24 protein-coding genes and 1 pseudogene are annotated in these 22,126 nt (G+C 69.4%); 6 read left to right on the top strand and 19 right to left on the bottom strand.

What is annotated here, in order from left to right; all coding sequences use genetic code 11:
* Positions 1-151 precede the first annotated feature (151 nt).
* From G3I40_RS17945 to proS, 18 genes are all read right to left on the bottom strand, one after another.
* A complete protein-coding gene (locus G3I40_RS17945; RefSeq protein WP_164303153.1) occupies positions 152-709 on the bottom strand; it encodes a TetR/AcrR family transcriptional regulator in 558 nt (185 codons plus the stop codon).
* Between the two features lie 259 nt (positions 710-968).
* On the bottom strand, positions 969-1,808 hold the full coding sequence (gene whiG, locus G3I40_RS17940) for an RNA polymerase sigma factor WhiG (RefSeq protein ID WP_164303152.1): 840 nt from the start codon (positions 1,806-1,808) through the stop codon (positions 969-971).
* 356 nt (positions 1,809-2,164) lie between these two features.
* The gene (gene dprA, locus G3I40_RS17935) at positions 2,165-3,364 is read right to left on the bottom strand and encodes a DNA-processing protein DprA (protein WP_164303151.1); all 1,200 of its coding nucleotides are present in this window, start codon (positions 3,362-3,364) and stop codon (positions 2,165-2,167) included.
* Positions 3,361-4,980 (bottom strand): YifB family Mg chelatase-like AAA ATPase, encoded by a 1,620-nt coding sequence (locus G3I40_RS17930; RefSeq protein WP_164303150.1) that lies wholly within the window; start codon positions 4,978-4,980, stop codon positions 3,361-3,363. The genes dprA and G3I40_RS17930 overlap by 4 nt, the downstream gene beginning before the upstream one ends.
* Positions 4,980-5,339 carry a YraN family protein gene (locus tag G3I40_RS17925; RefSeq protein ID WP_203644308.1) on the bottom strand — a complete coding sequence of 120 codons (360 nt, stop codon included), beginning with the start codon at positions 5,337-5,339 and terminating at the stop codon, positions 4,980-4,982. The genes G3I40_RS17930 and G3I40_RS17925 overlap by 1 nt, the downstream gene beginning before the upstream one ends.
* A 123-nt stretch (positions 5,340-5,462) precedes the next feature.
* The gene (locus tag G3I40_RS17920; protein WP_055510545.1) at positions 5,463-5,771 is read right to left on the bottom strand and encodes a DUF2469 domain-containing protein; all 309 of its coding nucleotides are present in this window, start codon (positions 5,769-5,771) and stop codon (positions 5,463-5,465) included.
* A 55-nt stretch (positions 5,772-5,826) separates the two neighbouring features.
* Entirely contained in the window at positions 5,827-6,336 is a 510-nt protein-coding gene (locus tag G3I40_RS17915; RefSeq protein ID WP_164303148.1) for an NUDIX hydrolase, read from the bottom strand.
* Entirely contained in the window at positions 6,329-7,069 is a 741-nt protein-coding gene (gene lepB / locus G3I40_RS17910) for a signal peptidase I (RefSeq protein WP_164303147.1), read from the bottom strand. The genes G3I40_RS17915 and lepB (G3I40_RS17910) overlap by 8 nt, the downstream gene beginning before the upstream one ends.
* A gap of 90 nt (positions 7,070-7,159) precedes the next feature.
* Positions 7,160-8,137: a signal peptidase I gene (gene lepB / locus G3I40_RS17905; RefSeq protein WP_164303146.1), complete on the bottom strand. Its 978-nt coding sequence runs from the start codon at positions 8,135-8,137 to the stop codon at positions 7,160-7,162.
* Positions 8,025-9,140, bottom strand: coding sequence for a signal peptidase I (gene lepB / locus G3I40_RS17900; protein WP_164303145.1), 1,116 nt, complete (start codon positions 9,138-9,140; stop codon positions 8,025-8,027). The genes lepB (G3I40_RS17905) and lepB (G3I40_RS17900) overlap by 113 nt, the downstream gene beginning before the upstream one ends.
* Entirely contained in the window at positions 9,133-9,837 is a 705-nt protein-coding gene (gene lepB / locus G3I40_RS17895; RefSeq protein WP_164303144.1) for a signal peptidase I, read from the bottom strand. The genes lepB (G3I40_RS17900) and lepB (G3I40_RS17895) overlap by 8 nt, the downstream gene beginning before the upstream one ends.
* A gap of 66 nt (positions 9,838-9,903) precedes the next feature.
* Entirely contained in the window at positions 9,904-10,254 is a 351-nt protein-coding gene (gene rplS / locus G3I40_RS17890) for a 50S ribosomal protein L19 (RefSeq protein ID WP_164303143.1), read from the bottom strand.
* A gap of 132 nt (positions 10,255-10,386) precedes the next feature.
* Positions 10,387-11,208, bottom strand: a complete 822-nt coding sequence (trmD, locus tag G3I40_RS17885; RefSeq protein WP_164303142.1) for a tRNA (guanosine(37)-N1)-methyltransferase TrmD — start codon at positions 11,206-11,208, stop codon at positions 10,387-10,389.
* Positions 11,205-11,777, bottom strand: a complete 573-nt coding sequence (rimM, locus tag G3I40_RS17880; protein ID WP_164303141.1) for a ribosome maturation factor RimM — start codon at positions 11,775-11,777, stop codon at positions 11,205-11,207. The genes trmD and rimM overlap by 4 nt, the downstream gene beginning before the upstream one ends.
* Positions 11,778-11,858: 81 nt before the next feature.
* The gene (locus G3I40_RS17875; RefSeq protein ID WP_005311361.1) at positions 11,859-12,098 is read right to left on the bottom strand and encodes an RNA-binding protein; all 240 of its coding nucleotides are present in this window, start codon (positions 12,096-12,098) and stop codon (positions 11,859-11,861) included.
* A gap of 2 nt (positions 12,099-12,100) precedes the next feature.
* Positions 12,101-12,523: a 30S ribosomal protein S16 gene (rpsP, locus tag G3I40_RS17870; protein ID WP_164303140.1), complete on the bottom strand. Its 423-nt coding sequence runs from the start codon at positions 12,521-12,523 to the stop codon at positions 12,101-12,103.
* A gap of 199 nt (positions 12,524-12,722) precedes the next feature.
* Positions 12,723-13,319, bottom strand: coding sequence for a hypothetical protein (locus tag G3I40_RS17865; RefSeq protein WP_164303139.1), 597 nt, complete (start codon positions 13,317-13,319; stop codon positions 12,723-12,725).
* A gap of 258 nt (positions 13,320-13,577) precedes the next feature.
* Positions 13,578-14,993 carry a proline--tRNA ligase gene (gene proS / locus G3I40_RS17860; protein ID WP_164303138.1) on the bottom strand — a complete coding sequence of 472 codons (1,416 nt, stop codon included), beginning with the start codon at positions 14,991-14,993 and terminating at the stop codon, positions 13,578-13,580.
* Between the two features lie 258 nt (positions 14,994-15,251).
* On the opposite strand from proS, the gene G3I40_RS17855 reads away from it, so the two are divergent.
* Positions 15,252-16,115, top strand: coding sequence for an SAM-dependent methyltransferase (locus G3I40_RS17855; protein ID WP_164303137.1), 864 nt, complete (start codon positions 15,252-15,254; stop codon positions 16,113-16,115).
* A 59-nt stretch (positions 16,116-16,174) separates the two neighbouring features.
* Here the strand turns inward: G3I40_RS17855 and ftsH are convergent, their stop codons facing one another.
* On the bottom strand, positions 16,175-18,115 hold the full coding sequence (ftsH, locus tag G3I40_RS17850; RefSeq protein ID WP_164303136.1) for an ATP-dependent zinc metalloprotease FtsH: 1,941 nt from the start codon (positions 18,113-18,115) through the stop codon (positions 16,175-16,177).
* Between the two features lie 125 nt (positions 18,116-18,240).
* Here ftsH and yhfZ point away from each other — a divergent pair, with 125 nt between their 5' ends.
* The 5 genes and pseudogenes from yhfZ to G3I40_RS17825 form a co-directional block, all read left to right on the top strand.
* A complete protein-coding gene (gene yhfZ, locus G3I40_RS17845) occupies positions 18,241-19,185 on the top strand; it encodes a GntR family transcriptional regulator YhfZ (RefSeq protein WP_164303135.1) in 945 nt (314 codons plus the stop codon).
* Between the two features lie 115 nt (positions 19,186-19,300).
* Positions 19,301-19,675, top strand: coding sequence for a PRD domain-containing protein (locus tag G3I40_RS17840; RefSeq protein WP_164303134.1), 375 nt, complete (start codon positions 19,301-19,303; stop codon positions 19,673-19,675).
* A gap of 33 nt (positions 19,676-19,708) precedes the next feature.
* Positions 19,709-20,065, top strand: a complete 357-nt coding sequence (locus G3I40_RS17835) for a DUF2620 domain-containing protein (protein ID WP_164303133.1) — start codon at positions 19,709-19,711, stop codon at positions 20,063-20,065.
* 16 nt (positions 20,066-20,081) lie between these two features.
* The gene (locus tag G3I40_RS17830; protein WP_164303132.1) at positions 20,082-21,428 is read left to right on the top strand and encodes a YhfT family protein; all 1,347 of its coding nucleotides are present in this window, start codon (positions 20,082-20,084) and stop codon (positions 21,426-21,428) included.
* Positions 21,429-21,630: 202 nt separating this feature from the next.
* Positions 21,631-22,126: pseudogene (locus G3I40_RS17825) on the top strand (phosphotriesterase); the annotation flags it as partial.

Raw genomic sequence — 22,126 nt, 5'->3', positions numbered from 1 at the left:
GCCGACGGCAGTAGAACGCTCAGGCTCAGGGAAGCCGATGACGGCAGAACGCTCAGGCGTCTGGTGCCAGTCGCCCCGCGCCGCCCGAGCTCTCACGAGAGGTCGGTCGCACCGCACCCGGTGCAGGCCCGCGCTCCGGCCCGCCGGGGCTTCAGCCCCGAACGCCCCGCAACGCCATCCCCACGGCCGCGTCCACGATCTCGCCCGGATCCTCCGCGGCCCCGAGCTCGATGCGCCGCACCGCCGCGTCCACCACGCCCTGCAGGAGCATCGCAGCGAGACGGGGCTGCGCGTGCCCCATCTCCCCGAGCGCCTCGACGATCATCGCGACGAGCCCGCCGTGGGCGGCGCGGATCTTCTCGCGCGCCCCCGCGTCCAGCTCGCTGGCGGAGATGGCCACCACCGCCCGGTGCCGCCGGTCCCCGACCAGTGTCAACTGCTCCCGCACATAGGCCTCGACCTTGCCCTCGGGGGTCGCGGCCCGCGCCATCCCGGCCTCGACCTCGGCGGCCCACACCGGGAAGTCGACCGCGCACAGCTCCTCGACCACGGCCGCACGCGATTTGAAGTACTCGTACACGGACGACCGCGCGAGCCCCGTCCGCTCCGCCAGCGCGGGGAACGTCAGCGACTCCGTCCCGCCCTCGGACAGCAGAGAGCGCGCCGCGTCCAAAAGGGCGCCGCGCTGCATCGACCGGTGCTCGGCCACAGAGGCCGCTCGAATCCTTGGCACGTCTCCACTTTACGGACGCGCCGCCCGGGACGGGAGCCACACCGGCCACCGGGGCCCCGATACGACAGGCACGGATGCCGTCCGGAACACACGACGCGGCCTCGGACACCGACACCGACACCAGTCATGGGCCACGGGCCACGGGCCACGGGCCACGGGTCACGGGTCACGGGTCACGGGTCACGGGTCACGGGTCACGGCAGGGACGATTCACCACCGGACGCGGGCTGAGCCCTCAGCGCCCGAAACTGGCCAGCTTCGCCCGAAGCTGCAGCACCGACTTCGTGTGGATCTGGCTGACACGGCTCTCGGTGACCCCGAGCACGTTGCCGATCTCGGCGAGCGTGAGGCCCTCGTAGTAGTAGAGCGTCACCACGGTCTTCTCCCGCTCGGGCAGCGTGTTGATCGCCCGCGCCAGAAATCTCCGCAGCTCCCGGTCCTCGGCGACCTCCACGGGGTTGTCCGCCGCATGGTCCTCAAGGGTGTCCACGAGGCTGAGCCGGTCCCCGCCCTCGCCGCCTACGTGCAGCAGCTCCTCCAGGGCCACCACGTTCGCCAGCGACAACTGGCTGAAAACAGCGTGCAGTTCCTCCAGCGCGACACCCATCTCCTCGGCGACCTCGCTCTCGGAGGGGCTGCGCCGCAGCTTGGCCTCCAGCGTCGCGTAGGCCCGCTCCACGTTCCGGGCCTTCTGCCGGACGGACCGCGGGATCCAGTCCAGGGCACGCAGCTCGTCGATCATCGCGCCGCGGATCCGGGTGATCGCGTACGTCTCGAACTTGATCTCCCGCTCGATGTCGAACTTCTCGATCGCGTCGATCAGCCCGAACACCCCGGACGAGACGAAGTCGGCCTGCTCGACATTGGGCGGAAGCCCCACGCTGACCCGGCCGGCGACGTACTTGACCAGCGGCGAGTAATGCAGGATCAGCTGCTCGCGCAGCCTCTCGTCACCGGTCGACTTGTACGACCTCCACAGCTCCTCGAGGGAGGAGGGAGCCGGAGGCCGCACGCGGGAGCCTCGGGCGGCGGGAGGGACCGCCGCCCGGTCGGATCCGGAGGTGTGCTGTGGCATGCGCCGCCTTGTGCCGTTCTGCTGCGTACCGAGGGAGGTGTCTGGTGGGAGGGTGCCGGGGGTTCTAGTCGTTGTAGTCGCTTTACTGATGAAGATGCCGTCTTGCCCGTCTGATGGTGGCTGGTGCCGAGCCGCCTGCCTGATCACGGATTGAGCGGACGAACCCGAATCCTGGTGAGCGTAGCGTGACTGAAGTGTCGCGGTGTGCGAAGGGTAGGGGATCGCACGTACGCAGATACGTTCCGTTGGGCGACTTGTACGGACGATCCCGTCACCGCGCGTGATCGCGACAAAGCGTCAACTGCCGGGATTTGCCGAGCTCATCAGGGGTCATCCGGACGGCGGAACACCCTGCGTCAGGAAGGCCCTCCGTCCGAAAAGACCGAACGGATCGCCTGGCGTGTCAACTGCCAGTCATCGCCGTGTCGTTCGACGAACCCCAATGAGTGCAGTTCGTACAACCTCCCGATCGTGTCGTCCGCACCCGCCCCGGCCTCCCGGCCGATCTCGGCGACGCTGCGCGCCCCGTGCGCGGGCAGCGCGGCCAGCACCCGCGCCGTGTCCGGCGGGAGCAGGTCGCGGGGCAGCACCGGCCCGCGCCGCTGCGGTGCCAGCTCCCCCATCTCTCCGACCAGCTCGACGACTTCCGCGGCGTCGGTCACCAGTACGCCCTCCTTGCGCAGCAGTTCGTGCACCCCGGCTGAGACACTGCTGGTCACCGGGCCGGGCACACCCATCGCATGACGGCACAGACGCTGTGCCCAACGCGCAGTGCCCAGCGCCCCGCTGCGATACGCCGCCTCGACGACGACCGTGCCTCTGGTGAGCGCGGCGATCACCCGGTTCCGCTGGATGAAGCGGCTCGGTGTCGGATGCGCACCAGGTGGCAACTCGCCCACCACCAGCCCCTGTTCCGCGACCCTGTCGATCAACTGGGTGTGACCGCGCGGGTAGACACGATCCACCCCGCAGGCAAGGACCGCGACGGTCGCCCCGGTAGCTCCGAGCGCGCCACGATGCGCCGCCGCATCGACCCCGTACGCCCCGCCCGAGACGACGACCCACCCGCGCTCGGCGAGCCCCGCCCCGAGGCTTGCCCCCATCCGTACGCCGTAGTCCGTGCACGCCCGCGCGCCCACCACGGCCACCGAGCGCAGCGCCCACATCCGCAGGCTCGGCCCGCCACGCACCCACAGCCCGACGGGTCGTACGTCCCCCAGGTCGTCCAACTGCCCCGGCCACTCGGCGTCCCCGGGACACACGAACCGCGCCCCGCGCTCCTGCGCACGCTCCAAGTCCCGCGCCGGTGCGGGCGCTTCACGTGCCCGCGCGAGCAGTCCCGCCCAGCGCTCGGGCCGCACCCCCGGCAGCGGCAACGTCTCGTCCCCGCCCACGACGACCTCGGCCTCGTCGGCCTCATCGATGCGCCGCACCGTCTCCACGGCCCCGAACTCCCGCAGCCAGCGCCCCGTCACCTCCCATCCGGGTTCGACGATCCGGGTCAGCCGGGCCCGCGCCAGCCGCACCGCCTCCGGAGCACCGCCCTCCCCGGTCACGAGCCGGCCCCGATCGTCATCGGCACCCCGCGCGAGATGCCGGTCCGCAGTTGCAGCGCGAGGGCCACGTCCTGGGCGAAGGGGCGGTCGCGACCGGCGAGGTCGGCCACGGTCCAGGCCACCCGAAGCACCCGATCGAGACCGCGGGCCGTCAAGAAGCCGCGCTCCAAGTCCATTTCGGCCTCGTCCAGGGCGCCCGGCGCGACGGGCCAGCGGGTCCGGAGGGCGTGCCCCGGCACCTCGCTGTTGGTCCGCCAAGGAGTCTGGGCGAACCGCGCTGCCGCCCGCTCCCGGGCCACGCGCACCCGGTCCGCGACGACCTGGGTGCTCTCGCCCCGCGGCCCGTACCCGGACAGTTCGTTGCGCGTGACGGCGTCCACCTCCACGCGCAGGTCGACCCTGTCCAGCAGCGGTCCGGAGAGCCGGGCCTGATAGCGCCGTACCGTCGCCGACGGGCAGTCGCACTCACCGCCCAACGCCCGGTACTGCCCGCAGGGGCAAGGGTTCGCGGCGAGGGCCATCAGGAACCGGGCGGGCAGCCGCACCACACCGGCGCTTCGGGCGATCACCACGTGCCCCGCTTCGAGGGGCTGGCGCAGGGCATCGAGTGCCTTGCCGCTGAATTCGGGCGCCTCGTCAAGAAACAGCACGCCTCTGTGCGACAACGACACGGCTCCCGGCCGCGCCACCCCGGGGCCGCCGCCGACCAGGGACTGCATCGTCGCCGAATGGTGGGGCGCGCAGTACGGCGCGATGTCGATCATCGACCTGCCCGGTGGCAGCATGCCGGCCACGGAGTGGATCGCCGTGACCTCCAGTGACTCCTGGCGGGTGAGGGGCGGCAGGATGGCAGGCAGTCGCTCGGCGAGCATCGTCTTGCCCGCGCCCGGCGGCCCCGACAACATCACGTGGTGTCCGCCCGCCGCGGCAACCTCGATCGCGGTGCGGGCCGACACCTGACCGACGACATCGGCCAGGTCGAGCCCGGGGCCGTCGTGCGACGCTCCGCCGAGCCCCGCGCCCGCGCCACTGCCCGGCATGCTGAGCCCGGAGAGCATCGGGTCGGGGCGTCCCAGCTCCGCCGGATCCTCGTCCGGCACCGGCTCGTCCGTGAGCACGGCGATGAGCTGGCGCAGGCTGCGCACCCCGAGGACGGAGACGCCCGGCACCAGCGTGGCCTCGCCCGCCGTGCACTCCGGGACGACGACCTGCTCGTACCCGGCGTCGGCCGCAGCGAGGACGGCCGGGAGCACGCCCCGCACCGGCCGCACCCGCCCGTCGAGCCCCAGCTCCCCGATCATCACGATGTCGGCGAGGACCTTCGGGTCGATCCGCTCGGCCGCCCCCAGCACGGCGCACGCAACGGCCAGATCGAACCCACTACCGCCCTTGGGCACGGACGCCGGGCTGAGACCCACGGTGAGCTTCTTCTGCGGCCACTCCGCCCCGGAGTTGACGACGGCCGCCCTGACCCGGTCACGGCTCTCCACGAGGCTCTTGTCGGGCAGGCCCACGAGCGTGAACGCGGCGATACCCGGCTCCAGGTCGGCCTGCACCTCGACGACGACGCCCTCGACACCCACGAGTGCCACGGAACACGTACGCGCGAATCCCATCAGGACACCCCCCGCACGTGCTCGACGCGCGGCGCTCCGCGCTCGGGCAGCAGGACTCCGACGAGATCGATCCGGACGCCCCCGGGAGGTGCTCCCCCGTGCTCCTGCACCCAGCGCTCGGCGAGGTCCCGCAGCCGCCTGGCCTTGATCGGGGTGATCGCGGCCATCGGGTGTTCGAAGGCCGCGCCCTCCCTGCCCCGGCCCCTGCGCGTCTTGACCTCGCACACGACGATCGCTTCGCCGTCGCGCGCCACGATGTCGATCTCGCCGGACCGGCCCGCACGCCAGTTCCGCGCGAGCACCGTCATCCCTGCGTCGGTCAGCCGCCTCGCGGCCAGATCCTCGCCGTACTTCCCCATTGCGCCCCGTGCGTTCACGTCGGCACCACCTCCGACGTCCACGCTGAGGCATCAGCGGGCTCGAAGTGGATCTTGGTGAACTACTCGCGGGTTGTGGAAAACAGCGTCACCCGGACCGGCGCATCAGCTGCTCGGAAGCTCCAGGTCGCTCTTGTTGAGCTCCTCGATGTTCACGTCCTTGAACGTGAGCACGCGCACCTGCTTCACGAACCGCGCGGGTCGATACATGTCCCAGACCCACGCATCCGCCATCGACACCTCGAAGAACACCTCGCCCTGGACCGAGTGCACCTGCATCTCGTAGTCATTGGTGAGGTAAAAACGTCGCTCGGTCTCGATCACGTATTTGAACAGACCGACGACATCGCGGTACTCCCGGTAGAGCTTCAGCTCCATCTCGGTCTCGTACTTCTCGAGGTCCTCGGCGCTCATGGCATGTTCCCCTTCAGCCGTGCGTCCCCCTATTGTGCGCCAGCCTCTGGGGCCTCTAGACGATTTCCGTGTCGAGAACCAAGGGGCGGCTCGGGGGACCTTCGTCGAGCAGCCGGTTCAGCAGCTCGGCGAGTCTGGTCGGATACACCGTCTCATGCGCTTCGTCCAGTTCCCGGTACGTCCACCAGCGCGCTCCGGCGACGCTGCGTCGTTCCAGGTCGGTCAGGCCCTTCTCGTTGATCTCCGGTCGTGCCGCCGAGGCCGTCGTACGGGCCAGGAAGTACCACTCGTCCTGGTCCCAGCGGCGCCCGTCGAACGGGAACGAGCAGACCCGCTGCCACAGCACGGGACCCAGCTCCACGTCGGTGATGCCGGTCTCCTCCGCGAGTTCCCGCAGTGCCGCCTGTTCACGCGTCTCGTCGCCCTCCAGGCCGCCGCCCGGCGTGAACCACCAGTCGTCCGCCGTGTCATCGGGCTCGTGTCCGTGCAGCAGCAGGACGCGGCCCTCCGGGTCGAGGAGCACGACCCGGGCCACCTTGCGCAGCTCGTGGCCGAGCTCAGGCACGGACCGGCTCCGCGGTGCGGGCGCGGGGGCGCTGCTTGCGCTTGGCGATCGGCCCGTACGCCGCCCCGACGAGCACGAGGACCGCGCCGGCGATCACGGTGGTCAGGATCAGCTTGAGCGGCCCCGGCTCGGAGATGCCGCCGGGCAGCGCCTCGAAGCCGGTGGGCTTCGCCAGCATCCCGTTCATGGGCCAGGCCACGGCGTCCACCCGGGCCTGCACGGCGCCGCGCTCCACCGAGCCGTTCTCGGAGTCCCCGAGGTGGACGCTGGAGTCGAGGGAACCGCTGCGCTCGTCACCGAGCAGGAACAGTCGGCCACCAGGAACGGTCGTAGCGTTGATGCCGGTGAGCGACGCGTTCTTGCCGGCCGGAAGATACGGTTCGTCAATCTTCTTGCCGTTGACGGTCAGCTTGCCGTCCGTGCAGCAGGCGATCTTGTCGCCGCCGACGCCGACGACGCGCTTGACCATCGGCATGTCGCCCCAGGTCTTCTCCTGGAAGACGACGACGTCCCCGCGCTTGATCTCACTGCCGTCGATGCGCTGCGCCAGGACCCGGTCGCCCGCGCCGATCGTCGGCGTCATCGAGTCGGTGGGCACCGTGTACGGCTGGTACACGAAGGCGCCCCACACGAATCCGCCGAGAAACAGCACACAGCCGAGCGCCACGGCTATGCCTGACAGCGCGCTGCCGACCCGGCCGTGGCCCTCGTCCGTACGACGTGTCCTGCTCATCCCAGTTGCTCCCGCGTTGGAGAAAATCGACTCCGCGGCCCGGCCCCGGAAGGCACGGACCGCGGAAGATCGGCGATCTGGGACGGCACCCTACCCGGCGGTACCAGTCCCAGAAACCCTGGTGTTCCCCTCGGTAAGGCGCTGGTTGATCTTGCGCCTGCGCCACAGGACCAGCGGCACAGCGCCCGCGAGTCCGAGCGCCCCCGGAGCCGCGCTCGCCGCCGCGTTGATGCCCGACTGGTCGAAGGTGTCCGGCACGGGCAGCGTCGACCAGTGCGTGGGCGGCCAGGCGACGACGATCGCACGGCCCACGACGTTGTCGACCGGCACGAAGCCGTCGTTCTGGTCGTTCTGGTGGTAGCGGGAATCTGCCGAGTCCTGGCGGTGGTCACCCATGACCCAAACTTTGCCTTCGGGAACCTTCACCTTGAACGTTCCACCCGCGTTGTCGTCGCTGCACGGGGTGTTGCCCGCGTACACGTACGGCTCGTTGAGCGCCTTGCCGTTCACCTTGAGCGGGCCCGTGCCCTTGCACTCGATGGTGTCGCCGCCCACGCCGATGACGCGCTTGATGAGGTCCTTCTCGTTGGCGGACGGCATCAGACCGACCCAGCTGAGGACCTTCTGCACCGCGTTCGGATCCGCGGTCGGCTCGCCCTCCAGCCACTTGTCCGGGTCGTGGAAGACGATGACCTCGCCGCGGTCGGGCTCCGAGCCGAACCACGGGGTGAGCTTGTCGACGAGTACGCGGTCGCCGATCTGCAGCGTGTTCTCCATGGACGCCGACGGAATGGAGAACGCCTGGACCAGGAAAGTCTTGATCACCAGGGCGAGGACGAGGGCGATGATGATGAGGAGCGGCAGCTCCTTCCAGAAGGAGCGGGGCTTCTTCCGCCTGCTCTCGGTCTCGTCACCACCGGATCCCGCCGCACCCTCGGGCGTCGCCCGCGCGGCGTCATCGCTCCCGGGCACCCGGTCCGTCACCGCCGGACTCGTCGCGTCGTCGGATCGCCCGGGCTGCTCTTCGGGCCCCTGCCCTGACCGTGCGCCGACCGCCAAGTCCCCCACATCCGCTCCTCACTACGTGCCGCCGCCTGATCCCTACGCGATGCAGGCCCACCACTCCCATAACGAGCGGGAGTTCCGCAGGGGTCGGGAAGGGGATGAATCCGTCCGAATCCGGTGCATTCGAAATCGGTACGGCGCCGTTCGCGGTGGCCAGCCTATGCGACGTTTCAGCAGCCGCAGTCGCCCCGTCTTCCTGCGCGTCGGAGACCGCCCTGAACGTCTCCGGTTCTCCCAGACCCGTCCAGTGTCCGATCGGCCACACGATCCACCGCGCGCGGCCCACGACCGACTTCTCGGAGACCGTCCCGTGGAAGTCCTCCGTGAGGTGATAGCGCGAGTCCGCGGAGTTGGCGCGGTGGTCCCCCATCACGAAGAGCCGCCCCTCGGGCACCTTCACCGAGAAGTCGAACTTGGAGGGGGCGTTGCCGGGGTGGATGTACGAAGTCTCGTTCAACGGGGTCCCGTTGACCGTGACGCGGCCCTGCTTGTCGCAGCACTTCACGGTGTCGCCCCCGACCCCGACGACGCGCTTGATGAGATCGCGCTCGTTGTCCGACGGCAGCAGCCCGATCCAGGTCAGGCCTTCCTTGACCTGCTTGACCCCGACGGGGTCCTCCTTCTTCTGGCCGGCTTCTTGCTCCAGCCACTTGCCGGGGTCCTGGAAGACCACGACGTCGCCGCGGTGCACCTTCGCGCCGAACCACGGGGTGAGCTTGTCGACGACGACCCTGTCACCGATCTTGATCGTCTGCTCCATGGAGCCCGACGGGATCACGAAGGCCTGCACGAGGAACGTCTTCAGGACGAGGGCTATGAGCAGGGCCACGCCTATGAGGAGGGGTATCTCCTTGATGGCGGAGCGCCTTCTGCGCCGCTTCACCTTGCGCGCGAGCTTGCGTCGCTCGGCGCGGCCTGGCCGGGGCGGCCCGCTGGTGGGCCGGCTCCCCGTGGGCAGTCGGTCGTCACCGGCGTGGCCGGAGCTCCCCTTTCCGCGCCTACCCACGGGCACCGCCGGGAGCGGGCACGCGCGCGTAGATGTCTGTGCGCGACAAGGAGTGCCAATGTCCGGCAGGCCAGGCGATCCACTGCGCCTGGCCGATCACGTGGTCGGCGGGGACGAACCCGCCACCGGGCGCACCCAGATAGTCGCGGGAGTCCCGGGAGTCGCTGCGGTGGTCGCCGAGCAGGAACAGGGTGCCTTCAGGGACCTCGATGTCGAAGGGCACTTCCGAAGGGGCGTCCCCGGCGTGCAGCACGGCGCGCTCGTCCACGGACTGCCCGTTCACCGCGATCCTCCCTTGGCTGTCGCAGCAGACCACGTGGTCTCCCCCTGTGCCCACGACGCGCTTGATGTAGTCGGCGTCACCGAAGTACCCGCTGCCGTCGAAGACGACCACGTCGCCCCGCCTCGGCTCGGCACCGAAACGGTACGCCAACTTATTTACGAGAACGCGGTCCCCGACCCTCAATGTGCTCTCCATCGAGCTGCTGGGGATCTGGAACGGCTGCATCACAAAGACGCCGAAGGCCAGCAGGAACGCCATGCATGCCAGCAGGGCGAGCGTGATCCGGCCGCCGGGCAGCCAGGCGACGACCCCGGACAACGCAGAGGAGCGCGGCCGGTCCTCCTCGCCCGCTGAGGTGTTCTCGGGGGGCTCGGAGGAGCGATCGCGCTCCACGTGCTGTGCTTCGGTGTCCATCGAGGCCAGATGCTATCCGGCCGCGCTGTGACGCCTTCCGCGAGAGGTGCTCTCGCGGGCGCGAGATCAGTTCTCGCGCTTCTCCTTGATCTTCGCGGCCTTGCCGCGCAGGTCGCGCAGGTAGTACAGCTTGGCGCGACGGACATCACCCTTGGTGACGAGCTCGATCTTCTCGACGATCGGCGTGTGCACCGGGAAGGTGCGCTCGACGCCGACGGAGAAGGAGACCTTGCGGACCGTGAAGGTCTCGCGGACACCGGCGCCCTGGCGGCGGATGACTACGCCCTTGAACTGCTGCACACGGGAGCGGTTGCCCTCGATGACGCGGACGTGGACGTTGACGGTGTCACCCGGGCGGAAGGCCGGGAGGTCGCTGCGCAGCGACGCGGCGTCGACGGAGTCGAGCAGGTGAGTCATGATCTTCTGCTTTCTTCGCCGATGCCACAGGTCATCGGCGGGAGGTATGCGATGAGTTTCGGTAGCTGATCGCGTCGGGCCTTGCGTCGTTCCCCCTGTGGCAGGGGCGCAGGCTGGACGTACAGCAGCGGCCTATTCTTCCACGGCCTCGGGCGTTGGCCCAAATCGTCCGTCGGGGCCCGGCCGCCAGCCCAGGATCGAGAGCATCTCGCGGTCCTTCTTGTCGAAGGCCTTCGGGTCCGTGCGCTCGACGAGGTCGGGCCGGTTGCGCACGGTGCGACGCAACGCCTCGTCCCGGCGCCAGCGCGCGATCTTGCCGTGGTGCCCGCTGAGCAGCACGTCCGGGATGTCCCGGCCGCGCCACTCGGGCGGCTTGGTGTAGACGGGGCCTTCCAGCAGGTTCGCCATGGCGCCGGGCGCGAAGGAGTCGTCCTGGTGGGAGGCGGCATTGCCGAGCACGCCGGGCAGCAGGCGGGCGACCGCCTCCGTGATCACGAGCACCGCGGCTTCCCCGCCCGCGAGGACGTAGTCGCCGATGGAGACCTCGTAGACGGGCATACGGGTCGCGTACTCGTCGATGACGCGTCGGTCGATGCCTTCGTAGCGCGCGGGCGTGAAGACCAGCCAGGGGCGCTCGGAGAGCTCCACGGCGAGCTCCTGGGTGAAGGGGCGCCCGCTGGGCGTGGGAACGACCAGGACGGGCCCCTGAGCCCCGTTCTCGTACCCCTCGGCGAGCACCTCGTCCAGGCAGTCGCCCCACGGCTCGGTCTTCATGACCATGCCGGGGCCGCCGCCGTAGGGGGTGTCGTCGACCGTGTTGTGCCGGTCGTACGTCCACTCCCTCAAGTCGTGCGCGTGGACATCGAGTTGACCACGCGCGCGTGCCTTGCCGACGAGCGAGACGTTCAGCGGTTCGAGGTACTCGGGGAAGATCGTGACGACGTCGAGCCTCATGCGGACGCGCCCTCGGAGGGCTCGTCCTCGTCGGCGTCCCGATCAGAGACGACCTCTGCCCGGTCGTCGATGAGGCCGGGCGGCGGCGTGATGACCGCCTTCTGTTCCTCGAGGTCGATCTCGGCGACGATCTCCTCGACGAACGGGATCATGACCTCGCTGCCGTCGGGCCGCTCCACGATGAACAGGTCCTGCGAGGGCAGGTGCGAGATCTCGGTGATGCGGCCGACCTCGACACCGTCGGCGGTGACGACGTCCAGGTCCATGAGCTGGTGGTCGTAGAACTCGTCCTCGTCCTCCGGCAGCTCTTCCGGGTCGACCTCGGCGATCAGGAGCGTGTTGCGCAGCGCCTCCGCCCCGGTCCGGTCGCGTACGCCCGCGAACCGCAGCAGCAGCCGGCCGCTGTGCACCCGGCCGGACTCGATGGTGAGCGGTCCTGTGGAGGCGGGGTCGGTGGCCAGCACCGCACCGGGGCCGAGCCGCAGCTCGGGCTCGTCGGTGCGCACCTCGATGGTGACTTCACCCTTGATGCCATGGGCGCGGCCGATGCGCCCCACTACCAACTGCACGGTCCGAAACTCTCCTGTCATACGACTGGGGCCGGGGACGGCTCGTAAGCCCTCCCCGGCCCGAGCCGGTGTTCAACTTTGTCAGCGAACCTGATCGACGTCGACGAGGTCGACGCGGATCCCGCGGCCGCCGATGGCGCCCACGACGGTGCGCAGAGCGCGCGCGGTGCGGCCGTTGCGGCCGATCACCTTGCCGAGGTCGTCGGGGTGAACCCGGACCTCGAGGACGCGCCCACGGCGCAGGTTGCGCGAGGCGACCTGCACATCGTCGGGGTTGTCGACAATGCCCTTCACGAGGTGCTCAAGAGCCTCCTCGAGCATGCTCAGGCCTCGGTCGACTCGGACGCAGCCTCAGCGGCCTCGTCCTTCTTCTCAGCCTTCTTCTTCTGGGTGATGGCCTCACCCTTGGGCTCGTCGGCCGTGGCGAGCGCCTCGAAGGAGGGGCGCGCCTTCTTCGGCTCGGCGACCTTCAGCGGCTCCGGGGCGGGCAGACCCTTGTGCTTCTGCCAGTCGCCGGTGAGCTTGAGGATGGCCATGACCGGCTCGGTCGGCTGTGCGCCGACACCCAGCCAGTACTGGGCGCGCTCCGAGTCGACCTCGATGCGCGACGGGTTCTGCACCGGGTGGTACAGGCCGATCTCCTCGATGGCCCGGCCGTCACGGCGGGTACGGGAGTCGGCGACGACGATGCGGTAGTGAGGCGAACGGATCTTGCCCAGACGCTTCAGCTTGATCTTGACTGCCACGGGAGTGGTGTCTCCTGGTGTTGACGTGGGTGGGCACGGCGAGATTGCCGCGTGGGGTTGCGGTACCCGAGTGCCCGATGGACGCGTCAGCCGGAGGAGAGAGGGGTCCTGTGCGACTGTCGAGTACAGCTAGCCATTGTGCCACACGTCGCCGGGGCGGCCGAACCCGCATCCGGCCGCCCCACCAGGCACGGGGCGGTCACCCCGCGGCAGCGCCGACCACCTCCGGAATACGGAACGGTTTGCCGCACCCTCCGCACACGATCGGGGCCTGCGCCAGCACCGACGGAACGACGCGGACATTGCGGCCGCAGTCGCAGACGGCCTTGACCCGGACACCGCCGCCCGAGGACCCGTGCCGTGCGGCAGGCCCCCGGAAGCTGCGCTTGGTGTCCGCGGCGGTCGCGACGGTGTGCGCCTTGAGCGCGCGCTGGAGCCGCTCGATCGTCTGCCGGTAGCGCTGCTTCGCCTCGGAATTGAGCGTGACCAGGGAGAAGCCACTGCTGGGGTGCGGCTCCTCGGGGTGGTCGAGGCCCAACTCCTCGGCGATGGCCAGGAATCTACGGTTGTGGTACCGGCCGGCGCGCGAGGTGTCGCGGATTCCGCGCGCGGCAGCGATGCCATGGACTGCCTCATGGAGGAGTCGCTCGAAGGAGAGCGCGTGTCCGCAGGCGGACGACGACTCCCCGATCAGGGATTCGGGCGCGGCAAGATCCGGCAGTTCGGGGTGGTGCCGCTGAATGTCGGCCCACGCCCCTGCCAGCTCTGCGGCGAGAACAGGTGGTGTCGTGCTCACGTCGTGACAACGAGCCGGGGTGCCTCTGTGTTCCTATTCCGGGGCATCCCAAATAATTTGCACGTACCCGTCAGTTGCCGCTCATGCGTCCGGACGAGGTCGGGTGCGCTGATCTGCGGAGAAGCCTCACAGCTCACACCAAGGTGGTGCGTAGACGCACGTACGCCCCGGCGCGTAGGTGGTCCCCCGCGCCGGGGCGTAGGTATCCGTCAGTTGCGCAAGAGGTGTTTCGGCCTCTTCCTCAGCACTGAAGGTCGCTCAGTAGGCGCGTGCCACGATCGCGACGTTACCCGGTGCGTCGTCGGCGTCGGGCACCGACCCGTCAGCGGCGAGCAGACACCGTACGGACACCCCGTGCTCAGCGAGTTCCGCTTCGCCCGCGTCGCCGAGAGAGGCCCACGGGATGCGTGCCCAGCCGCCCGCGGCGGCGGCCTCGACGGCCTCCTCGATCGTCGCGACGTCACTCGTACGCGACTCACGGCGCTCACGGGACTGCTTCAGAAGCAGCGCCTGGTCCTCCTCCAGGACAGCGGGCAGCAGTCCGGCCAGCGCGTCAAGGGCCACCGCTTCCTTGCCGCCGGGGATGCGGCGGGCGAGCATCGCGGTGCCGTTCTCCAGGTCACGGGGCCCGACCTCGACGCGTACGGGGACGCCCTTCAGCTCCCAGTCGACCGCGCGGCGCCCGAAGGGGGTGTCGGTGCGGTCATCCACCTGGACGCGGATGCCGGCTGCCTTCAGGGCGCCTCCGATCTCGTGGACCTTGGCGAGAACCGCGTCGTCGCCCTTGATGGCGAGGACGACGACCTGAAGGGGAGCGAGCCGGGGCGGCACCCGCAGTCCGTTGTCGTCGCCGTGCATCATCACCAGAGCGCCGATCATGCGGGTCGTGGAGCCCCAGGAGGTCTGCCAGACCAGTTCCTGCGTGCCTTCCTTGGACAGGTACTGGGTGTGGAACGCCTTGGCGAAGTTCTGGCCGAGTTCGTGACTGGTGCCCATCTGCAGGGCCTTGCCGTCGGCCATCATCCCTTCAAGAGTGAGGGTGTTGATGGCGCCCGCGAAGCGCTCCTTGGGCGTCTTGCGTCCCAGGACGACGTCCATGGCGAGGACGTTCTCCATGAAGTCCGCATAGACGTACCTATGGATGCGGGCCGCGAAATCACGTGCCTCTTCATAGGTCGCGTGTGCCGTGTGACCCTCCTGCCACAGGAATTCCGTCGTCCGCAGGAAGAGGCGCGGGCGCAGTTCCCAACGCACCACGTTCGCCCACTGGTTGATGAGCAGCGGAAGGTCGCGGTAGCTCTGGACCCACTTGGAGAAGTACTCGTTGACGATCATCTCGGAGGTGGGGCGGACCACGGCGGGCTCTTCGAGCTCCTTGCCGCCGCCGTGCGTGACCACGGCGAGCTCGGGCGCGAAGCCCTCGACGTGGTCGGCCTCCTTGGCCAGGTAGGACTGCGGGATGAGGAGCGGGAAGTACGCGTTCTGCGTGCCCGTCTCCTTGATGCGCGAGTCCATGTCCTGCTGCATCCGCTCCCAGAGGCCGTAGCCGTACGGTCGGATGACCATCGTGCCGCGCACCGGTCCGTTGTCGGCCAGTTCGGCCTTGGAGATCAGGTCCTGGTACCAGCGCGGAAAGTCTTCCGCCTGGGGCGTGAGAACAGGTGCTTTGGCCATGGCGCGCATGCTAGGGCGCGGACCGGGGAGGACTCGAATCCTTTTCGCCCGGATGCCCGCGTGCACCCGTCATATGACGCCAAAGGGGCGCACGACGGTGCACGCGCGCATTGTCGCCGCGCCTGCCAAACACCCCCTAGACGTGACGGACGATGCGGAGTTCCCTGGCATACGGGGGGAGTGCGAGCAGCGCGCTAAGACGGTCGGTACACCACAGCGACAACTCTCGACATCTCTCGGTGGATTGGGGCACTTTCGATGACACCTACGCTCGTGCGGCGGCGCCATCCCCACGCGGACCGGGCACCGTGCGCAGACCTGGGCGCACGCGCGCGTGACTGGGCAGAGATCCAGGAGCGGATGCTGGTCCCTGTCTACGAAGCGGTGTACGCAAGGCTCGAGGTCGGCTCGGGCACACGGCTCCTGGGCCTCGGCTGCGGTTCCGGGCTCGCCCTCCTCATGGCGGCTTCGCGCGGCGCGGCGGTGACGGGCGTGGAGTCGGCCCGGCCGGAGCGTCTGGCGCTGGCCAGGGAGCGGCTGACGCCCGCCGCGCGGGAGGGCCGTGAGCGCCCTGCCGCGCTGTTGACGGACGGCGGCGAGGACGGTCTCACCGTGGCCGGGCCGGCTGAGCCCCCGTACACCCTGGTCACCGCCTTCCAGCCGATCGGCTGCACGGCCGGTGACGCGGACGGCCTGTCCGCGCTGTTGAGCGGCGCGGCGCCATTGGCGGAGCGGGGGGCTGCCGTGGTCCTCGTCGGATGGGGGCCTCCGGAGCGTTGCACCACCTCGTCCGTCCTACGGGTGGCCGCGAAGCTCGCCGATCCCCTACGAAGCACGGGGAGTTGGCGCCCTGCCCTGCGGGACGACCTGGAAGAGGTCGCGCAGCGGGCCGGACTGCGACCCGACGGCTCGGGACGCGTGGCGTGCCCCTTCGGGTACGCGGATACGAAAAGCGCGGTGCGCGGACTGCTGTCCACCGGGTTGTTCGACGCGGCAGTGGGTGCGACGGATCTGGCACAGGTGGACAAGGAGATGACGGAGGCGCTGCAACCGTATGTGCGCGCCGACGGCACGGTGTGGATGCCCAATGTCTTCCGCTACTTGATAGCCCGTACCGCGTAGCCGTGCTTCATGACCCGTGCTTCATCGGCCGTGCTGTATGAGACGTGCTGCCGGAAGGGTCACTCCTTGGTGAGGCGCGTGATGCCGGCGACCTGGTATGCCTGGGCCTCTTCCAGGGTCTCGCTCTCCATCAGCGCGGCGGCCAGCGCGTCCAGCTTGTGGCGGTTCTCGCGCAGCTTGTCGCATGCCTCCGTGTAGCACTCGTCCACGATGCGGCGCATTTCGCCGTCGATCACGTCGAGGGTGTCCGGGGCGGCGGCGAGTCCGTAGGCCTGCTGGGCATCGTTCGGGAGGGCCGACAGGCGGCCGACCTTCTCGCTCATGCCCCAGCGGGCGACCATGCCGCGGGCGATGTTGGTGACCTGTTCCAGGTCGTTCTCCGCCCCCGTCGTGATGACTCCGTAGACGACGTGTTCGGCCGCCATGCCTCCGAGGGCGCCGATGATGCGCCCGCGAAGGTACTCCTCCGTGTACGCGTACTTGTCGGCGTCCGGGGTGGACAGCGTCACGCCCAGGGCCCTGCCGCGGGGCACGATCGTGATCTTGCGGACCGGGTCGGCGCCGGGCTGGAGCATGCCCAGGAGGGCGTGACCGCTCTCGTGGTAGGCGGTGCGCCGGCGTTCCTCCTCGGGCATCACCAGGGGCCGCTCGGCGCCGAGCTGGACCTTCTCCAGCGCCTCGGAGAGGTCGCCCTGGGTGACCTGCTTCTGCTTGCGCTTGACGGCCAGGAGAGCGGCTTCGTTGGTGAGGTTGGCCAGATCGGCGCCCGTCATGCCCGGAGTCGTCCGGGCCACCTGGGCGAAATCGACGTCGGGAGCGAGCGGGATCTCCCGAGCGTGGATCTTCAAGATGGCCTCGCGGCCGCTGCGGTCGGGCGGCGAGACGGTGACGATGCGGTCGAAGCGGCCGGGGCGCGTGAGCGCGGGGTCCAGGACGTCGGCGCGGTTGGTGGCGGCGATGACGATGACGCCCTCGGAGCCGGTGAAGCCGTCCATCTCCGTGAGGATCTGATTGAGGGTCTGTTCGCGCTCGTCGTGGCCGCCCATCCCGGAGCCGCCGCCGCGCGCGCGGCCGATGGTGTCGATCTCGTCGATGAAGATGATCGAGGGTGCGACCTTGCGGGCCTCGGCGAACAGCTCCCGCACGCGCGAGGCGCCGACGCCGACGATCATCTCGATGAACTCCGACGCGGAGGCCGAGAAGAACGGCACCCCGGCCTCACCGGCGACCGCGCGCGCGAGCAGCGTCTTGCCGGTGCCGGGCGGGCCCGCGAGGAGTACGCCGCGCGGCATCTTGGCGCCCATCTCGCGATACTCGTCGGGGTTCTTGAGGAAGTCGACGACGTCGTTGAGCTCGCCCTCGACCTCGTCGATGCCGGCGACGTCCTCGAAGGTGGTGCGCTTCTTGCCCGGCTCCAACTCGACCGGTTTCGGCGGCTGTTTGCGGCCGAGCATGCCGCCCGCGCCGCCCATGCCCTGGCTCATGCGCCGTGCGATGAAGATCCACAGGACGACGAGAAGCAGCATCGGAGCGAGCGAGATGAGCAGGTTCGACAGGAAGCTGCGCTCCTGGACGACCGGTTCGGCCGTCACGGTGACGTCGTGCTTCTCCAGGTTCGCCCAGAGGTCGTCGTCGGCGAACGACGGCCGCTGCGTCGTGAACTTCGTGTAGTTCTTGCTGCTGCTGTCGCTGTCGTCGGGTGTGGGCTGCTCCTTCTTGAGCTGCCCTTGGATCGCGTCACCCTTGGCGTAGATCTTGGTGACGTTGTCGTTGGCGACCTGCTTGCTGAATTCGGTGTACGAGATGGTCGGCTCGTCGCCTTGGTTGAAGAACGACAGCACCAGGTTGGCGATGAGGTAGACGATCAGGGCCGTGAGGATGAGCCCGCCCCAGCCACCGGGCATCTTGCGCTTGGGGCTCTGCGGGGCCGGTGGGGGCGGTGCGCCCTCGGAGCGCCAGGGCTGATCGGTGCGATCGCGCGGGGGTACGGGATTCGCCACGCCTGTCTCTCCTCCTGCCCGCATGCCGCTGCCGAGCGCCGATGTGGGGCCTTGAGCCTTGGGCCCATAACCGCACAGATCCCGGACCCTTGCCAGTATCCAGAATCCTGGTTACTGTCTCTTTCGTGAACGGTTTCGACGATCGCTTCCTTACGCGCAACGGCCTGGCGGCCCGCCGGCTCGCGGTCCTCCTGATGGGCCACGCGCCGGAGACCCGGCTGCCCCGCGTACGGGACTTCGCCGAGGAACTGGGCTGCGGGAACGGAACCGTGCAGGCGGCCCTGCGTCTCCTGGAGGAGTCGGGCGCCATCGAGACCGCCGCACGTGGCCATCTGGGCACCTTCCTGGTCCGCTCGGACCGCGCCATACTGTGGCGCCTGTCCGGACTGGGCACCTTGCTGGCCGCGATGCCGCTCCCCTATTCGCGCCGCTACGAAGGCCTGGCGACGGGCCTGCGCGCCGCCTTCGAAGCAGCCGGCACCCCCTTTGCCATCACCTTCATGCGCGGTGCGGGCGCCCGAACCGCGGCCCTCCTTGAGGGAAAAGTCGATCTCGTCGTGCTGTCGCGCCTCGCGGCGGACGGTCTCGTGGAGACGCACAAGGACGAGCTGGCACTCGTCGCCGACCTCGGACCGGCCACCTACGTAGGTGCGCACGGCTTCCTTGTACGCGAAGGCACCTCCCTGGACACGCCGGGGCTGCGGGTCGCCGTGGACCACGCTTCCGAGGACCAGCGGATGCTGGCCGAGCGCGCCTTCGCGGGACGCCCCGACATCCAGTGGGTCGAGTCGTCGTACATGCAACTGCGCGACCTGTTCGCACAGAACCAGGCCGACGCCACCGTCTGGAACCTCGACGAGGTGCAGGGGCGGCTCGGCATGGAGGTCGACGTACTGCCTCTGGGCGACGAGGTCACCCGCGACCTGGCGCTGCGCAACTCCAGCGCGGCGATCATCGGCAGGACCGAGGGCGCCAGAGCCCTGTCCGCGGTGCACGACGCCCTCGACCTGTCACAGGTGGCTCAACTGCAGTCCGAAGTACTCCGAGGCGATCGCATGCCTTCGTACTGACGCTGCGCGCAGGTGGCGCGCACGGACGACGAACCGTCACAGGTCCCACGCTTGGGGGACCTTTGGTCGGCTTCAGAATCCAGAATCCCGGTTACTGTCTCGATTGGGAGGTCCCATGGACGACCAACTCACCCTCCGCATCCGGCTGTTCCGCGAGGGAGGCCAGGTCAGGCCCGAGGTCGCCGACTTCGTGACCGCCGAACTGGCGACCCTGGAGGACGAGGGCCGCACGGTCACCGAGGAGAGCGCCGGGATGCTCACCAGCCATCTCATGATGGCCCTCACCCGGCTCCTGGACGGCGCACCGATCGAGCAGTTCCTCACCGACGAGCAGGTGGCGGCCGAACTCACCGGTCACCCCGAAGCGGTGGAACGCGCGCGCCGCGTCTCCGAGCGGGCCCGCGCCGCGCTCGGCGCGACCCTGCCCGAGTCCGAGATCAACTTCCTGGCCATGCACCTCGCCGTACTGGCACAGCAGCCCACCCACTGAGTCCGCACGGACTACCGAAAGAAGGAACCCGTCATGACGAAGATCCTCACCGGCGGCGTCGGCAAGGTCGAAGTGGCGAACACCGTCAAGGAGTTGGGACTCGACGGCGTCGAGGTCACCGTCTCCAGCGATATGGATGCCGCTATGAAGCTGCGCGCCGGCCAGGCCGACTACTTCCTGGGGACGTGTCACACCGGCGCCGGAGCCTCTCTGGGCGTCCTGGTCGGCCTGATGGGGCAGCCCGCCTGCCACACCTTCGGGCGCAGCGTGCCGACGGAGGAGCAGGTCACCTCCCTGCTGGCGGACGGCAAGAAGGTGTTCGGCTTCTCCATGGACCAGATCGACACGATCGCGCCGCTGATCGCCCGCGCGATCGCCGCCCGCTCGTAGACCTGTAGGACACGCCATGCACACCTCCCCCGGCACCGTCCTCGCCGCCGGCGCGAACCTCGACTTCACGCTCGCGCAGCAGCTCACCGTGATCGCCCTGTGCGCGCTGACCGCGTTCATCTCGCACATGGCCCTGGCCGTCTTCAACGACGGCGTGCGCCCCTTCATGCTCGACTTCATCCAGGGGCGGTCCACACGCAGCGCCACCACGGCGGTCTCCTTCGGCCTGTCCGCCGGGTTCATCTTCGGCCTGGGCGCGCCGATGGCCCTGTCCACGGGGGTGCTCAACCCGTGGCTGGTGTTCCTGCCCACCGACATCCTCGGCATCCTGTCTCCCAAGAAATGGCTCGCGCCGATCCTGGGCGGCGCCTGGGGCGCGGTCGTCGTCTTCGGCCTGAACGGCGCCAACAACCTGGCGCACGACCTGCCCGTCGACTTCCTGACGGCGATGCAGCAGATGTCGACGCCGATCCTGTTCCTGTTCACGCTGTTCCCGGTGCTCGCCATCACCAAGCAGTTCGGCCGCAAGTGGGGCGGGATCGCGGCCGTGGCCGAGCTGGCCCTGGTCGTGATGACCATGAAGCTGTGGCCGAACGTCTTCGCGGGCGCCATCGCCATGGCCGTCGGCGTGCTGATGCTGATCGGCCTCGCCGTGGCCAAGGACCTCAAGCAGCGCAAGGCGGACCGGGCCAACGGCGTCGAGGAGCTCGCCCTCGAGGACGACCCGATGGCCTCCCTCTTCAGCGCGAGCGCCGCCCGGCTCCGCAAGTACCTGCCGCTGTTCATGGTGCTCGGCGCGGGTGTCTGCGTGCTGGCGCAGATGCACATATTCGGCGGCGGCGAGGCCACCAGCTTCCTGATCGCCAAGGGGCAGTACGGGGAGGCGGCACAGGTCGACTTCTACCGCGTCTTCGGATTCATCCCGCTGATCGCGACGACGGCCCTGGCCTCCGGCGCGTACGGCATCGCGGGCTTCACTCTCGTCTACCCCATCGGCTATCTCATGCCGAACCCGATCCTGGCGGCGGTCGTCGGTGCCCTCGTCTTCGCGGCCGAGGTGCTCGCCCTGTCGTACATCGGCAAGTTCCTCGGCAAGCTGCCCAGCGTGCGGGACTCCTCGGAGCACCTGCGCAGCGCGATCTCCGACACCCTGCAACTGGCCATCCTGTTCGGTTCGTTGATGGCGGCGAATGCCATGGGAGCGGGGCTCGGCATCCTGATCGTGGGCGGGCTGTACCTGCTCAACGAGGCGATGGGCCGGCCGATCGTACGAATGGCGGCGGCGCCGGCCGCGGTCATCGTCGGCGGCATCCTGCTCAACGTTCTGTACTGGCTCGACCTGTTCACCCCGATCAAGGCCTGACGCGCCGAACGCGGCCGCGGACCGAGGCTCAGGATCCCGCCGCACCCCGAGCCCGTCACGCTCCGCGAAAAACTTTCCCGATTTCGTCACTCTCCGTGAACTTTTGCGGATCGCGGGGCGTTGGAGAGGTGAGCGGTGCGAGAGGGCCGCTCACCTCAGGGGCGAGAGCCGGGTCAGCACAAAGGAAAGGAACACCCCCACCATGCACACCACACCCCTCCACACCGTCACGGGACCCCTTTCCTACGAGGCCGTCCGCGGCCCCGCCCTCGCCCACGAGCACCTCGTCCTCGACCTGGATCGGAAAGGAGACGGCGGCGCCGTCCTCGACGCACAGAGCCACGGAGCGACGGTCACCGGCGAACTGACCGCGCTGCGCGAGGAGTTCGACCTCTCCCTCGTCATAGAGCTGACCTGCCGCGGCATGGGGCGGGACCCGCTCGCCCTCGCCGCGATCTCGAGAGAGTCCGGCGTCGCGGTCGTCGCTGCCACCGGCTGGTACTACGAGCCCTTCCACACACCGGAGTTGACGGACGCGAGCGTCACCCGCCTCACCGAGACCCTCGTACGCGAGATCGAGGACGGCTTCGCCGGCACCGGGATCCGGCCCGGTGTCCTCGGCGAGGTCGGCAGCCACGGTGACCGGCCGAGCGAGCCGGAGACGCGCTCGCTGCGGGCCGCCGCGCGGGCCGCCGGGG

The organism is Streptomyces sp. SID14478 (genome assembly GCF_010548525.1).
Lineage (GTDB): Bacteria > Actinomycetota > Actinomycetes > Streptomycetales > Streptomycetaceae > Streptomyces.
The sequence above is the reverse complement of the archived record's forward strand: the minus strand, read 5'-3'. Positions and strand labels throughout refer to the sequence as shown.

Coding starts and splice junctions, on each gene's coding strand:
- whiG (WP_164303152.1), bottom strand. CDS start 1,808: ATGCCACAGCACACCTCCGGATCCGACCGGGCGGCGGTCCCTCCCGCC.
- G3I40_RS17930 (WP_164303150.1), bottom strand. CDS start 4,980: ATGGGATTCGCGCGTACGTGTTCCGTGGCACTCGTGGGTGTCGAGGGC.
- G3I40_RS17925 (WP_203644308.1), bottom strand. CDS start 5,339: ATGGGGAAGTACGGCGAGGATCTGGCCGCGAGGCGGCTGACCGACGCA.
- G3I40_RS17920 (WP_055510545.1), bottom strand. CDS start 5,771: ATGAGCGCCGAGGACCTCGAGAAGTACGAGACCGAGATGGAGCTGAAG.
- lepB (WP_164303147.1), bottom strand. CDS start 7,069: ATGAGCAGGACACGTCGTACGGACGAGGGCCACGGCCGGGTCGGCAGC.
- lepB (WP_164303144.1), bottom strand. CDS start 9,837: ATGGACACCGAAGCACAGCACGTGGAGCGCGATCGCTCCTCCGAGCCC.
- rplS (WP_164303143.1), bottom strand. CDS start 10,254: ATGACTCACCTGCTCGACTCCGTCGACGCCGCGTCGCTGCGCAGCGAC.
- trmD (WP_164303142.1), bottom strand. CDS start 11,208: ATGAGGCTCGACGTCGTCACGATCTTCCCCGAGTACCTCGAACCGCTG.
- G3I40_RS17875 (WP_005311361.1), bottom strand. CDS start 12,098: ATGCTCGAGGAGGCTCTTGAGCACCTCGTGAAGGGCATTGTCGACAAC.
- proS (WP_164303138.1), bottom strand. CDS start 14,993: ATGGCCAAAGCACCTGTTCTCACGCCCCAGGCGGAAGACTTTCCGCGC.
- G3I40_RS17855 (WP_164303137.1), top strand. CDS start 15,252: ATGACACCTACGCTCGTGCGGCGGCGCCATCCCCACGCGGACCGGGCA.
- G3I40_RS17840 (WP_164303134.1), top strand. CDS start 19,301: ATGGACGACCAACTCACCCTCCGCATCCGGCTGTTCCGCGAGGGAGGC.
- G3I40_RS17835 (WP_164303133.1), top strand. CDS start 19,709: ATGACGAAGATCCTCACCGGCGGCGTCGGCAAGGTCGAAGTGGCGAAC.
- G3I40_RS17830 (WP_164303132.1), top strand. CDS start 20,082: ATGCACACCTCCCCCGGCACCGTCCTCGCCGCCGGCGCGAACCTCGAC.